6 protein-coding genes, 1 tRNA gene and 1 rRNA gene are annotated in these 14,504 nt (G+C 69.7%); 1 reads left to right on the forward strand and 7 read right to left on the reverse strand.

Features of this window, described 5'->3' with window-relative positions; genetic code table 11:
• Positions 1-79: 79 nt before the first annotated feature.
• From ACFWYM_RS20605 to ACFWYM_RS20620, 4 genes are all read right to left on the reverse strand, one after another.
• A complete protein-coding gene (locus ACFWYM_RS20605) occupies positions 80-967 on the reverse strand; it encodes a helix-turn-helix domain-containing protein (protein ID WP_384838818.1) in 888 nt (295 codons plus the stop codon).
• Between the two features lie 199 nt (positions 968-1,166).
• Complete coding sequence (locus tag ACFWYM_RS20610) at positions 1,167-3,944, reverse strand: DNA translocase FtsK (RefSeq protein ID WP_384838821.1); 2,778 nt, start codon at positions 3,942-3,944, stop codon at positions 1,167-1,169.
• 116 nt (positions 3,945-4,060) lie between these two features.
• Positions 4,061-4,744, reverse strand: a complete 684-nt coding sequence (locus tag ACFWYM_RS20615) for a two-component system response regulator (protein ID WP_384838824.1) — start codon at positions 4,742-4,744, stop codon at positions 4,061-4,063.
• Between the two features lie 244 nt (positions 4,745-4,988).
• Positions 4,989-10,490, reverse strand: coding sequence for a HAMP domain-containing protein (locus ACFWYM_RS20620; RefSeq protein ID WP_384838828.1), 5,502 nt, complete (start codon positions 10,488-10,490; stop codon positions 4,989-4,991).
• A gap of 274 nt (positions 10,491-10,764) precedes the next feature.
• On the opposite strand from ACFWYM_RS20620, the gene ACFWYM_RS20625 reads away from it, so the two are divergent.
• Positions 10,765-13,437 (forward strand): SpoIIE family protein phosphatase, encoded by a 2,673-nt coding sequence (locus tag ACFWYM_RS20625; RefSeq protein ID WP_384838831.1) that lies wholly within the window; start codon positions 10,765-10,767, stop codon positions 13,435-13,437.
• A gap of 43 nt (positions 13,438-13,480) precedes the next feature.
• On the opposite strand, the gene ACFWYM_RS20630 is transcribed toward ACFWYM_RS20625, so the two are convergent.
• The 3 genes from ACFWYM_RS20630 to rrf all read right to left on the reverse strand — a co-directional run.
• Positions 13,481-13,553 (reverse strand) — tRNA-Thr (locus tag ACFWYM_RS20630).
• 71 nt (positions 13,554-13,624) lie between these two features.
• On the reverse strand, positions 13,625-14,353 hold the full coding sequence (locus ACFWYM_RS20635) for a DegT/DnrJ/EryC1/StrS family aminotransferase (RefSeq protein ID WP_384838834.1): 729 nt from the start codon (positions 14,351-14,353) through the stop codon (positions 13,625-13,627).
• A gap of 57 nt (positions 14,354-14,410) precedes the next feature.
• Positions 14,411-14,504: ribosomal RNA gene (gene rrf, locus ACFWYM_RS20640) — 5S ribosomal RNA — on the reverse strand; the annotation flags it as partial.

The following is a 14,504-nucleotide window of genomic DNA, read 5'->3' on the forward strand; positions in this document are numbered from 1 at the left end:
AGACTACTTCGTCCCCGTCCCGGCCCCCGCCGCGAGGGTTACCCGGCAGTCAGGAGGCCCTTCGGGGCGCCCCCGCAGGTCAGCCGACCTCGGGGTCGCCCTTGGTGTAGCTGAGGCGCTCGACCTGGCCCGGTTCGAATTCGTTGTCGACCTGCTTGCCGTTCACATACAGCTGGACCGCGCCCGCGTCGCCGAGGATCAGGTCGATCTTCTTCTGGTCCTGGAAGGTCTTCGACTTGCCCTGTTCCAGGACGCCGTCGAAGAGCTGTCGGCCGCTGTGGTCCTTGGCGGAGATCCAGCTCCGGCCGTCCGCCGCGTTGACCTTCACGGTGACCTTGTCGCGCGGCACGCCGGCGATGGCGCTGTCAGAGGGGTCCGGCTTGGGGTCGGCGGGCTTGCTGGGCTTGGGCTTCGGGGCGGTGGGCTTGCTGGTGGAGGTCTTGGGGCCCTCGGCGACCGGCCCCTTCTTGCCGTCCCCGTCGTCCCCGTTGAACGCGGTGAAGCCGACGAAGGCGATGACGGCGACGATCGCCGCGACCATGGCCGCGGTCCAGTTCGGCCTGCGGGGTTCGGAGCGGATGCGCTCGGCCTCGAAGAGCGGCGCGGCCGGCGTCGGCGTGGGGGTCACATCGCCGTGCCCCTCCGCGTACTGCGCGAGGAGCGGCGCCGGATCGAGGCCGACGGCGCGGGCCAGGGTCCTGATGTGGCCGCGGGCGTACACATCGCCGCCGCAGCGCGAGAAGTCGTCCTGTTCGATCGCATGCACGATCGGGATGCGCACCCGCGTCGACGTACTGACCTCGTCGACGGTCAGACCCGCGGCGATGCGGGCCTGCTGGAGCGCTCGGCCGATCGAGGGGCGATCGTCCGCGGCGTGAGAGGCCGCTGCGCTGGCGTCAGCTGTCAGGCCGTCAGCAGCGCTGTCGTCTGAAGGGCGGTCGTCTTCAGGGGAGTTGCCGATGGACACGGGGGCGCCTTTCGAGCGTGTAGCCACCTGCCGGAGGTTCAGTCTAGGGGGGTGAAGAAAGGGTGAGGCAACCGGGCGGACGGACTTTGTACGCCATCAGAATGGCCGGACACCTCCGGTCGTCCCGATGGTGGGGCGTGGTGCTGTCGTTCCCCTCAACTTGACGTACGCCGAAGGGAAACGGTTGCCTGCCACACCCTTACGGATGAGCCTCCCCGCGGATCACCGCGAGCACTCCATCCAGTTCGTCAGGCTTCACAAGAACGTCACGTGCCTTCGACCCCTCGCTGGGCCCGACGATGTTCCGCGACTCCATCAGGTCCATCAGGCGCCCCGCCTTCGCGAAGCCCACGCGCAGCTTGCGCTGGAGCATCGACGTGGACCCGAACTGGGTGGATACCACCAGCTCAGCGGCCTGGCAGAGCAGATCCAGGTCGTCGCCGATGTCCTCGTCGATCTCCTTCTTCTGCTTGGTGCCGACGGTGACGTCGTCGCGGAAGACCGGCGCCATCTGGTCCTTGCAGTGCTTGACCACCGCGTGGATCTCGTCCTCGGTGACGAAGGCGCCCTGCATACGGGTCGGCTTGTTCGCACCCATCGGCAGGAACAGACCGTCACCCTTTCCGATGAGCTTCTCCGCACCCGGCTGGTCGAGGATGACGCGGCTGTCGGCCAGCGAGGACGTCGCGAAGGCGAGCCGCGAGGGCACGTTCGCCTTGATCAGGCCGGTCACGACGTCGACCGAGGGCCGCTGGGTGGCGAGCACCAGATGGATTCCGGCCGCGCGCGCGAGCTGCGTGATGCGCACGATCGAGTCCTCGACGTCGCGCGGCGCGACCATCATCAGGTCGGCCAGCTCGTCGACGATCACCAGCAGATACGGGTACGGCTGCAGCTCGCGCTCGCTGCCGGGCGGCGCCTCAACCTTGCCGTCGCGCACGGCCTGGTTGAAGTCGTCGATGTGCCGGAAGCCGTACGCGGCCAGGTCGTCGTAGCGCAGATCCATCTCGCGCACGACCCACTGGAGGGCCTCGGCGGCGCGCTTCGGGTTGGTGATGATCGGCGTGATCAGGTGCGGGATGCCCTCGTACGCCGTGAGCTCGACGCGCTTGGGGTCGACCAGGACCATCCGGACGTCCTCGGGGGTCGCCCGGCACATGATCGAGGTGATCAGACAGTTGATGCAGGACGACTTGCCGGAACCGGTGGCTCCGGCGACGAGGATGTGCGGCATCTTCGCGATGTTCGCCATCACATAGCCGCCCTCGACGTCCTTGCCGAGCGCGACCAGCATCGGGTGGTCGTCCTCGGCCGCGTCCGCGAGGCGCAGCACGTCACCGACGTTGACCATCTCGCGGTCGGTGTTCGGGATCTCGATGCCGACCGCGGACTTGCCGGGGATCGGCGAGATGATCCGCACGTCCGGCGAGGCCACGGCGTACGCGATGTTCTTGGCGAGCGCCGTGATCTTCTCGACCTTCACGGCGGGGCCGAGCTCGATCTCGTAGCGCGTGACCGTCGGGCCGCGCGTGAAGCCGGTGACGTCCGCGTCGACCTTGAACTCCGTAAAGACGTTCGACAGCGAGTCGACGACCGCGTCATTGGCGGCGCTGCGGGACTTTCCGGGGCCGCCGCGCTCCAGCAGGTCCAGGGAGGGCAGCGCGTACGTGATGTCGCCGGAGAGCTGCAGCTGCTCGGCCCGCGGCGGCAGGTCGCGCAGCTCGTCCGGCGCGGACTTCGTGAGGTCCGGAACGGCCGACGCGACCGCCTCCTGGGCCTCCTCGGGCTCCTTCACGAGCTTCCCGGGCACCGGCCCGCCCTTGCCGCGCGCGGTCGGCACCGGAGCCGACGGCTCCCGCTCCTGCCGCTCCTCGCGCTCCCCGCGGTCCGCGGCGACGCCCTGCGTCAGGTCGGCGACCAGCGGCGAGGGCGGCATGCCGTGCAGCACCGCGCCGTCGAGCGCGGCGGCAGCGGCGGCCGCCACGTCCACCGCGTCCATGGGCCGGTCCATATCGGGCTGTACGGAGGCCCTGCGCGGCCTGCGCCGCTTGGAGAGCGCCTCCTGCTCGGCCTGCTCCGGGGCGTACGCCTCAGCGGGCCGCACACGCTTCCTGGGGCGCTCCGGGAGGGCCTCGCGCCACTGCTCGTCGTACCGCTCGTCGTCCTCGGTGACCGCCTCTTCGTGGTCGATCCCGGGCTGTACGACGCCGAGCCGCACTCCGAGGAGACGCAGCCGCTGCGGGATGGCGTTGACCGGCGTCGCGGTGACTACGAGCAGCCCGAAGATCGTGAGCAGCACGAGCAGCGGCACCGCGAGGACGTCGCCCATGGTGAAGGTCAGCGGAGTCGAGGCGCCCCAGCCGATGAGGCCGCCCGCGTCCCTTATGGCCTGCATCCCGTCGCTGCGCGCGGGGGCACCGCACGCGATGTGGACCTGCCCGAGCACGCCGATGACGAGCGCGGACAGACCGATCACGATGCGGCCGTTGGCGTCGGGCTTCTCGGGGTGGCGGATGAAGCGCACCGCGATGACCGCGAGCAGTATCGGCACGATCAGGTCGAGCCGGCCGAAGGCGCCGGTCACCAGCATCTCGACCAGGTCCCCGACGGGTCCGCGCAGGTTCGACCAGGTGCCCGCCGCGACGATCAGCGCGAGGCCGAGCAGGAGCAGCGCGAGGCCGTCCTTTCGGTGCGCGGGGTCGAGTCCCTTCGCGCCCCGCCCTATGCCGCGGAACATGGCTCCCACACCGTGTGCGACGCCCAGCCAGAGGGCGCGCACGAGCTTGTAGAGGCCGCCCGTGGGGTTCGGTGCCGGCTTCGGAGCGGGCTTCTTGGCCGCTGCCTTCTTGGCGGGGGCCTTCTTCGCCGCCGCCTTCTTCGCGGGCGCTTTCTTGGCAGGGGCCTTCTTCGCCGGAGCCTTGGTCGGCGCGGCCGCCTTCTTCGCGGGCGTCTTCTTGGCTGCGGGACGTGAGGCCATGGGTGTGAGGTTACCGGTGGAGGCCACTGCGGACACGTGTGCCCACTGCTTCACCCGTTTGTGTCGCCGCGACGGGGCGGCCGACTGACGGCCGCTCAGCGGGGCGGCGCCACCCGTCAGTTCTGCGAGGAGACGGAGGCAGCCCCACTGCCCGTGCCCGGTTCCAGGGCGTCAAGAGCCCGGCGCAGACCGGTCAGTTTGCGTTCGAGATGGGCGGCGGTGGCGACCGCGGCGGCGTCCGCCGACTCGTCGTCCAGCTGCTTGGTGAGCGCCTCGGCCTGTTCCTCAACGGCCGCGAGGCGCGCCGACAGTTCGGCGAGCAGGCCCGCGGGCTCCTTCGTGTCCCCGGGCGCGGACTTGTCGCCGCCCTCGAGCTGGAGGCGCAGCAGGGCCGCCTGCTCCCGGAGTTGGCAGTTCTTCATGTACAGCTCGACGAAGACCGAGACCTTCGCGCGCAGCACCCACGGGTCGAACGGCTTGGAGATGTAGTCGACCGCGCCCGCCGCGTAACCCCGGAACGTGTGGTGCGGGCCGTGGTTGATGGCGGTGAGGAAGATGATCGGGATGTCCCGGGTCCGTTCTCGCCGCTTGATGTGTGCGGCCGTCTCGAAACCGTCCATGCCCGGCATCTGGACGTCCAGCAGAATGACCGCGAAGTCGTCCGTGAGTAGTGCCTTGAGCGCTTCCTCCCCGGACGATGCCCGCACCAGTGTCTGATCGAGCGCGGAGAGGATCGCCTCCAGCGCCAGCAGATTCTCCGGCCGGTCATCGACCAGGAGGATCTTGGCCTTCTGCACCATGGCCCGCCCTCCTCGCCCCGGCGGTACACCGGGCGCCGCCCCAGGGGACGACTCCGTTGCGCCGCCCGTCCTTGTGCCGGTCATGGTAGCCGCACCCCGCCGGTCGCCACACCCTGTCACCGCGATGTCACTGTGCACGTAGCAGAAACGCAGTGGGAGACCAGAAGGTTCCCCGTATACCGCCCTTCTACACGGCGTCGGCCACACTGAGTCAGCAACTCCGCGTAATCTCCGGGCTACTCGGTCACTCCGCGCGCATCCACTGCTCCATCACTGTGAGCAGATGATCCGGGTCCACCGGCTTCGTCACGTAGTCGGAGGCTCCGGAGTCGATCGCCTTCTCCCGGTCGCCCTTCATCGCCTTCGCGGTGAGCGCGATGATCGGCAGTCCGGCGAACTGCGGCATCCTGCGGATCGCCGTCGTCGTTGCGTAGCCGTCCATCTCCGGCATCATGATGTCCATCAGGACGACCGTCACATCGTCGTGCTGCTCCAGGACTTCGATGCCTTCTCGGCCGTTCTCCGCATACAGCACCGACAGGCCGTGCTGCTCCAGGACGCTCGTGAGCGCGAACACGTTGCGGATGTCGTCGTCGACGATCAGCACCTTCTCGCCGCCGAACTGGAAGCCCCCGCGCGCGGGCGCCGACTCCTGCCCCGCGCCCTGCCACTGCTCCTGCTGGCGCTCCTGACCGCCCGGGGCCGACTGCCCCGGCAGCGAGGCCGGCAGCTCGGGCGTGGGCGCCGTACGGCGCGTGCTGCGCCGGAACAGCGTCCCGTTCCCCGAAGGGGCCTCCAGGCGCGGCGGAGCGGCCTCGCCGGGCGACGGCGCGGGCTCGATGGCCACCGCCTCGTCCAGGGCCTCCAGGACCGGCCTGTCGCCCGACGCGGACGGCGGGGCGAGCTGCGTGTAGCCCTGGGGCGGCAGTTCGCTCGGGTGCAGCGGCAAATACAGCGTGAACGTGGAGCCGCGGCCCGGCTCGCTCGCCGCGTGGATCTCACCGCCGAGCAACCGCGCGATCTCCCGGCTGATGGAGAGCCCGAGGCCCGTACCGCCGTACTTGCGGCTCGTGGTGCCGTCCGCCTGCTTGAACGCCTCGAAGATCACCCGCATCTTGCTCGCGGCGATCCCGATGCCCGTGTCGGTCACCGAGAACGCGATCAGGTCCGCGTCCGCGTCCCGCAGCGAGCCCGCCTCCAGGAGCTGCTCCCGAATGGCGTTGGGCACATCGGAGTTGGCGTGCCGGATGACCAGCTCGACGGCTCCGGAGTCGGTGAACTTCACCGCGTTGGACAGCAGATTGCGCAGCACCTGGAGGAGGCGCTGTTCGTCCGTGTGCAGCGTGGCGGGCAGTTCCGGGGACACCCGTACGGAGAAGTCGAGGCCCTTCTCTGCCGTCAACGGCCGGAACGTGGCCTCTACGTAGTCGACGAGCTGGACCAGGGCGATGCGCGTCGGGGAGACGTCCATCTTGCCCGCCTCGACCTTCGACAGGTCGAGGATGTCGTTGATGAGCTGCAGCAGGTCCGAGCCCGCCCCGTGGATCGTTTCGGCGAACTCGACCTGCTTCGGGGTCAGGTTCGCGTCGGCGTTGTCGGCCAGCAACTTGGCCAGGATCAGCAGGGAGTTGAGCGGTGTGCGCAGCTCGTGCGACATGTTCGCGAGGAACTCGGACTTGTAGCGCATCGACACCGCGAGCTGCTCGGCGCGCTCTTCCAGGACCTGCCGGGCCTCTTCGATCTCGGTGTTCTTGACCTCGATGTCCCGGTTCTGCTGGGCGAGCAGCTCGGCCTTCTCCTCCAGCTCCGCGTTCGACTCCTGGAGGGCCTTCTGCCGGTTCTCCAACTCGGCCGAGCGCTCCCGGAGTTGCTCGGTGAGCTCCTGCGACTGCTTGAGCAGCACCTCGGTCTTCGTATTGACGCTGATGGTGTTGACGCTCGTCGCGATCATCTCGGCGATCTGGCTGAGGAAGTCCTTCTGGATGTGCGTGAAGGGCTGGAAGGACGCCAGCTCGATCACACCGAGGACCGTGTTCTCGAAGAGCACAGGCAACACGATGACCTGGGCGGGCGGCGCCTCCCCGAGACCGGAGGCGATCCGCAGGTACCCGGACGGGGCGTTCTCCACGAGGATCGTGCGCCGCTCCTTGGCCGCCGTGCCGATGAGCGTCTCACCGGGCCGGAACGACGTCGGCATCGAGCCCATCGAGTAGCCGTAACTGCCCAGCATGCGCAGCTCGTACGCGTCCTCCTCGGTGCTCGCGTCGTCCGTGGGCATCGCCAGGAAGAACGCGCCGTGCTGCGCGGAGACCACCGGCGTCAGCTCGCTCATGATCAGCGAGGCGACGTCCTCCAGGTCGCGGCGGCCCTGCATCAGGCCGGAGATCCGCGCCAGGTTGCCCTTCAGCCAGTCCTGCTCCTTGTTGGCGAGGGTGGTGTCGCGGAGGTTCGCGATCATCGTGTTGATGTTGTCCTGGAGGACCTGGATCTCGCCGGCCGCGTCCACCTCGATCTTGAGGTTCAGGTCGCCGCGGGTCACCGCGGTCGCGACCTTCGCGATGGCGCGCACCTGCCGGGTCAGGTTCCCGGCCATCTCGTTCACGGACTCGGTGAGGTCGCGCCAGGTGCCGTCGACGTCCCGTACCCGCGCCTGGCCGCCCAGCTGGCCTTCCGTGCCCACCTCGCGGGCGACCCGGGTGACCTGCTCCGCGAACGACGAGAGCTGGTCGACCATCGTGTTGATGGTCGTCTTGAGCTCCAGGATCTCGCCGCGCGCATCGATGTCGATCTTCTTGGTCAGGTCGCCCTTGGCGATCGCGGTGGTCACCATCGCGATGTTGCGGACCTGGCCGGTGAGGTTGGAGGCCATGCCGTTCACGGACTCCGTGAGGTCCTTCCACGTGCCCGAGACGCCCGGGACGCGCGCCTGACCGCCGAGGATGCCGTCGGTGCCCACCTCACGGGCCACTCGCGTGACCTGCTCGGCGAACGAACTCAGCGTCGTCACCATCGTGTTGACCGTGTCGGCGAGCTGCGCCACCTCGCCGCGCGCCTCGACGGTGACCTTCTTGGTGAGGTCACCGTTGGCGACCGCCGCCGAGACCTGGGAGATGTTCCGCACCTGGCTAGTCAGGTTGGAGGCCATCAGGTTGACGTTGTCGCTCAGGTCCTTCCAGATGCCGGTGACGCCGGGCACCCGGGCCTGACCGCCGAGGTTGCCCTCGGTGCCCACCTCGCGGGCGACCAGGGTCACCTGCTCGGCGAAGTTGGAGAGCTGGTCGACCATCGTGTTGACCGTCGTGACGAGTTCGAGGATCTCGCCCTTCGCGTCGACGGTGATCTTCTTGGAGAGGTCGCCCATGGCGACGGCGGTCGTGACCTCGGCGATGTTCCGCACCTGGAGGGTGAGGTTGTTCGCCATGCCGTTCACCGACTGCGTGAGGTCCTTCCAGGTGCCCGAGACTCCCTGGACCTCCGCCTGGCCGCCCAGGATGCCGTCGGTGCCCACCTCACGGGCCACCCGGGTCACCTGCTCGGCGAAGGCCGAGAGCTGGTCCACCATCGTGTTGAGGGTGTTCTTCAGCTCCAGGATCTCGCCGCGCGCGTCCACGCCGATCTTCTGCGAGAGGTCACCGCGCGCCACCGCCGTCGCGACCTGCGCGATGTTGCGGACCTGCGCGGTGAGGTTGCCCGCCATGCCGTTCACGGAATCGGTCAGGTCGCGCCACACACCGGCCACACCCGGCACCTGCGCCTGGCCGCCGAGCCGCCCCTCCGTACCCACCTCGCGGGCCACGCGCGTGACCTGGTCGGCGAAGGCGGAGAGCTGGTCGACCATGGTGTTGATCGTGTTCTTCAGCTCGAGGATCTCGCCCCGGGCGTCGACCTCGATCTTCTGCGACAGATCACCGCGGGCCACCGCCGTCGTCACCTGCGCGATCTGGCGGACCTGCGACGTCAGGTTCCCCGCCATGAAGTTGACGGAGTCCGTCAGGTCCTTCCACGTGCCGCTGACGCCGTCCACGCGCGCCTGGCCGCCGAGCCGTCCCTCCGTGCCCACGTCCCGCGCCATCCGCGTGACCTGGTCGGCGAACGACGACAGCTGGTCCACCATCGTGTTCACGGTGTTCTTCAGCTGGAGCATCTCTCCGGAGACGTCCACCGTGACCTTCTGCGACAGGTCGCCGTTGGCGACCGCCGTCGTCACCTGGGCGATGTTGCGCACCTGACCGGTGAGGTTGCGGAAAGCGGTGTTCACCGAGTCGGTGAGGTCCTTCCACGTCCCGGCCGCGCCCTGCACCTGCGCCTGCCCGCCGAGCTCACCCTCGACGCCGATCTCCCGCGCCACCCGCGTCACTTCGGCACCGAACGCCGACAGCTGGTCCACCATCGTGTTGACGGTGTTCTTCAACTCCAGCATCTCGCCCGCGACATCGACGGTGACCTTCTGCGACAGATCACCGTTGGCGACCGCCGTCGTGACCGTCGCGATGTCCCGCACCTGCGTCGTCAGGTTCCGGAAGACCGTGTTGACGGAGTCCGTCAGGTCCTTCCAAGTCCCCGCCGCGCCCGGCACGTTCGCCTGACCGCCCAACTGCCCTTCCGCGCCGACCTCGTTGGCCACACGCGTGACCTCGTCCGCGAACGTGCGCAGCGTCTCGGTCATCTGGTTGATCGTCTCGGCGAGCTGCGCGACCTCGCCGCGCGCGCTGACCGTGACCTTCTGCGACAGGTCGCCGTTGGCCACCGCCGTCGTCACCTGCGCGATCCCGCGCACCTGGGCGGTGAGGTTGCCCGCCATCAGGTTCACCGAGTCGGTGAGGTCCTTCCAGACACCCGCGACACCCGGCACCTGCGCCTGCCCGCCGAGCTCGCCCTCCGTGCCGACCTCACGCGCGACGCGGGTCACCTCGGAGGAGAACGAGGAGAGCTGGTCCACCATCGTGTTGACGGTGTTCTTCAACTCGAGCATCTCACCGGCGACATGAACGGTGACCTTCCGGGACAAGTCACCCTTGGCCACCGCGGTCGTCACCAGCGCGATGTCCCGCACCTGCGCGGTCAGCCGATACGCCATCGTATTGACCGAATCCGTGAGGTCCTTCCACGAACCCGACATACCGCGCACCCGGGCCTGCCCGCCCAGCTTGCCCTCGGTCCCCACCTCGCTGGCCACGCGCGTGACCTCGTCCGTGAACGTCGACAGCTGGTCGACAAGGTTGTTGACCGTGCGCCCGACCCGCAGGAACTCCCCGCGCAGCGGATGCCCGCTGCCGTCCGCGCCCTGCGCCCGCAGCTCCATCCGCTGCTCCAGGTCGCCCTCGGCCACCGCGGTGAGCACCCGGCCGACCTCGGAGACCGGCCGTACGAGATCGTCGACCAGCGCGTTCGACGCGTCGATCGCCGCCGCCCACGAGCCCTCGCTCGCGCCGCCCTCGAGCCGCTCCGTGAGTTTTCCCTCACGTCCGACCATGCGCCGCACCCGCGACAGCTCTCCGGTGAGGTGCAGGTTCCGGTCGGCCACCTCGTTGAAGACCGCCGCGATCTGCGACATCACGTCATCGCCGGAGACCGTGAGCCGCTTGCGGAAATTTCCGTCCCGCATCGCCGCCAGGGCCGCGAGCAGCCTGTTCAGCGCGGCCGTGTCCACCGCTGTGGTCCCGTTGCGCGACTTGCGCTGTTTACTCAGGGACTGTCCGTCTTTCGCGCGCGTCTTAGTGCCCCGCGTCGCTGCGCCAGACTCCACTGTGTCCCTCCCGCAAGGGTCGACCAAACTGCTGGGGGTTGCCCGGGCTCTCTCCATGAAGCTTGCCCAGTGTTTCACCATGGCTGAACCAGGCCATAACAGTTCGGCAGCTTCGCACACCGTCCGCACACCCTCCGGGCGGAAACACTGACGACCGGCATCAGCATGGACGGCGAAGGTAAGTAACCTGGCATCCGGCTGTCCAACCACCCCGGTCCTGCCCGGCCTGGGCGGTGGCACACGTACAAGCGGGCATCGGAGGGGCGGCCGCACCATGAGTTCGGGAGAACTGGGCGTCGATACTGTCGATACTCGTACGAGGAGTGCTGTGATCACCGCGCGCGCGGCTGCCACCTTCGACCCCGTCGGGCGTTCCGTCGCGACGGCACGCTCCTTCGTCCGCGACACCCTCCAGGGCTGGGGGTTCACCGACGTCGTGGACGACGCCGTCGTCCTCACCAGCGAGCTGGTCACCAACGCGGTCGTGCACGCCGGCACCGCCGCCGACGTCCTGTGCCTGCGCAGCGAGGACGCCGTGCGCATCGAGGTCTCGGACCGCTATCCGGAGCGCGAGATCCCGCTCCAGCAGTCCTCCGTGAACATGGGCAGCCCCGACCGCGAGGGCGGCCGCGGCCTCCAGCTGTGCGCGGCGCTCGCCACCCGCTGGGGCGTCGACTACACCCCCACGCACAAGCAGGTCTGGTTCCAACTCGACCTGCCCGACCGCCCGGTGGGCACCCGCGCCGCGGGCCCGTCGCTCCCCGCCGACCTGCTCCCGCTCACCGACGGCCGGGTCCGCGTCGCCGTCGTCCAGATCGACCGCATGGGCGCGATCTCCGCGTGGAACGAGGACGCGGAAGAGCTCTTCGGGTACGTCGCGGACCAGGTCACCGGCAAGCCCCTCACCGACCTCGCCGCCTGGCCGCACACCCCGGGCACCAGCACCGGCATCGCCGACGCCCTCCAACTCTCGCGCTGGGAAGGCAGTTACGGCATCCGCGGCGCCGACGGACGCGTCACCCCCGTCTACGCCTCGCACCTGCGCGTCCGCGACACCGACGGCGAACCCTCCACGGTCTGCCTCCTCGTCCGCGACGACGAGCGCGCCGTCCTGCAGACCCCGCTGCGCGGCCCCGCCCCCGAGCCGGGCACGCTCAGCGAGCCGCCCGCCACCGACTCCTTCGAGATCTTCATCGGCCAGCCGGCCCCCGACGACCTCGACGGCCTGCTGCAGCGCACGGTCGAGCGCGCCCGCGACATGCTCGACGGCGACGCCGCCTTCCTGCTCCTCGCCACGGACGACGAGACGGAGCTGGAGGTACGGGCCTCCACCGGCCTCCCCTCGGCCCGCCAGCGCTTCGCCCGCGTTCCCGTGGAGGCGGGCCCCGGCCGGTACGGCTCCGCCCGCATGCCCGCCGTCCACGAGGACCTCACGGTCGTCCCCGGCGCCGTCCCGCTCCTCAACGACACCGGCATGCGCTCGGTCGTCACGGTCCCGCTGAAGGTCGAGGGCCGCCTCACCGGCTCCCTCGGCGTCGCCGCCGAGTCCCCCGACCGGTACTCGAACGAGGAGGCGCTGCGCCTCCAGTTCGCCGCCGACCGCATCGCCTTCGCCGTCGAGTCCGCCCGCCTCGGCGAGCTGGAGCGTCTGCGCCGCGGCTCGCTCTCCTTCCTCGTGGAGGCGTCCGACCTCCTCGCGGGCACCCTGGACCGCGACCAGACCCTGGCCCTGATGGCCCAGATGACCGTCCCCACGCTCGCCACCTGGTGCGCCGTCTACACCGTCGCCGACCAGTCCGAGCCCCAACTCTCGTACGTCCTCCATGAGGACGAGGAGCGCATCGACGGCCTCAAGGCGCTCCTCACCAAGATCGCCCCACCCGACCCGGTACCCACTCCCGGCGCCCGCGTCTGGAACGCCCCCTCGGAGGCAGCCCACCAGGCCGCCCTGCGCACCTCCATGCGCACGCTGGGCCTCGGCGAACCCATGAGCCTGGGCTCCGGCATCGGCACCACGCTCTCCACGGCGTCCGCGGTCGGCGGCGAGACCGTCGTGCTGCCCCTGGTCGCCCGCAACCGCGTCATCGGCATGCTCACCCTCGGCAAGCCCGCCGACGAGCACTTCCGCCAGGAGATCCTGGAGCTCGCCGAGGACCTCTCCCGCCGGGCGGCCCTGGCCCTCGACAACGCCCGCCTGTACTCGGAGCGCATGGCCATCAGCCAGTCCCTCCAGCGCAGCCTGCTGCCGCCGGGCCTCCCGCAGGTGCCGGGCGTCGAGGTGGATGTCATCTACCGCGCCGCGGGCGAGGGCAACGAGGTGGGCGGCGACTTCTACGACCTGTTCCCGATCCGGGACGGGGCCTACGGCTTCGCCATCGGCGACGTCTGCGGCACGGGCCCCGAGGCCGCCGCGGTCACCGGCCTCGCCCGGCACGCCCTGCGCCTCCTCGCCCGCGAGGGCTTCGGCGGCCCCGCGGTCCTGGAGCGCCTGAACGCCGCGATCCTCGACGAGGGCGCCCGCAGCCGCTTCCTGACGCTCCTCTACGGCGAGTTGTGGCCCCAGGAGGACGGCTCGGCGATCCTGAAGGTCGTCTGCGCGGGCCACCCCCTCCCGCTCCGCCTCCGCCAGGACGGCACGGTCGAGCCGTACGCCGAACCGCAGCCGCTCCTCGGCGTCATGGAGGACCTCGAGCTGTACGAGCAGACGGTCACCCTCGACCCGGGCGACGTCCTCCTCTGCGTGACCGACGGCGTCACAGAGCGCCGCGAGGGCACCCGCATGCTCGGCGACGACGGCCTCGCGGACGTCCTCACGACCTGTACGGGCCTGACGGCCGGCGCGGTCGCCGCACGCGTCATGCGCGCCGTGGAGCGCTTCGCCACGGACGCCCCCTCGGACGACATGGCGATCCTCGCGATGCGCGTCCCGGGCCTCCACAAGGACTGACGCAAAAAGGCCCCGCCCAAGTGGGCGGGGCCTTAATAAGCGGAGCCCCCAAGCGGAATCGAACCGCTGACCTTCTCCTTACCATGGAGACGCTCTACCGACTGAGCTATAGGGGCCTGTCGCCCACACGGTTTCCCGCGCGGCAACGAAATAGATCATACCCCGAATCGCAGGCAGCTCCGAACCACTAGAAGGCAGGCTGCAGCAATCCGCCGAGCGCATTGCACGCCGAGACGACCCGCTGGAGTTCCCGCCGCGACATGGACGCGTCGACGGGCAGCGCCAGCGTCTCGTCGGCGGCCCGCTCGGTCTCCGGCAGCGCAACGTCCCGCCAGAACCGGGGCATGCGGTGCACGGGCGTCTTCACCGGCACGCGGCAGTCAACTCCCTTGGCCCGTACGGCACGTGCGAACGCGTCCCGGTCGGGCCGCCCGTTCCCGGGGACGCGCACCACGTACTGCTCGTACGTGTGCCCTGCTCCCCCGGCCGGCGTGATGACACCGCTGAGCCGCCCGCTGAGATACGCGGCATGGGCCCGCCGCCGCTCCAAGCCGCCCTGGTCCTGGCTGTGTTGCTCGTCCTCATGCCGTTCGAGAACCAAGAGGCCGTGGCGCTCCCCGAGTTCACGCAGCCCCGCGACCTCGGCGTGCCGCCCGAAGCGGTGCACGGCGACCACGGCGGCCGTACGGGACGTCACCCCGGCGGCAACGGCCTCGAGGGACAGGCAGTACGTGTCCGGGTCTATGTCGGCGAAGACGGGCATGGCCCCGGCCTCGACGACGGCCTCGGCGACTTCGGCATTCCCGTACGCCGACACGATGACCTCGTCACCCGCACCGACGCCCGCGGCTCGCAGCATCTCAACTGTCCCCATGTCTGCGGATGTTGGCTGCGCAACGTGAACAGCAAGTGACACAAAGCAAAAAAGAGCTGGTCCCTGAACCGAAGTTCAGGGACCAGCTCTCTAAAAGGAGTTCGGCGGCGTCCTACTCTCCCACAGGGTCCCCCCTGCAGTACCATCGGCGCTGTGAGGCTTAGCTTCCGGGTTCGGAATGTAACCGGGCGTT

It is taken from the genome of Streptomyces sp. NPDC059009 (assembly GCF_042740175.1).
In the GTDB taxonomy this organism is placed as follows: Bacteria; Actinomycetota; Actinomycetes; order Streptomycetales; family Streptomycetaceae; genus Streptomyces.

What these genes read in the sequence shown, in the direction of transcription:
- ACFWYM_RS20615 (WP_384838824.1), bottom strand. Translation starts at nt 4,744, where the DNA reads ATGGTGCAGAAGGCCAAGATCCTCCTGGTCGATGACCGGCCGGAGAAT.
- ACFWYM_RS20625 (WP_384838831.1), top strand. Translation starts at nt 10,765, where the DNA reads ATGAGTTCGGGAGAACTGGGCGTCGATACTGTCGATACTCGTACGAGG.
- ACFWYM_RS20610 (WP_384838821.1), bottom strand. Translation starts at nt 3,944, where the DNA reads ATGGCCTCACGTCCCGCAGCCAAGAAGACGCCCGCGAAGAAGGCGGCC.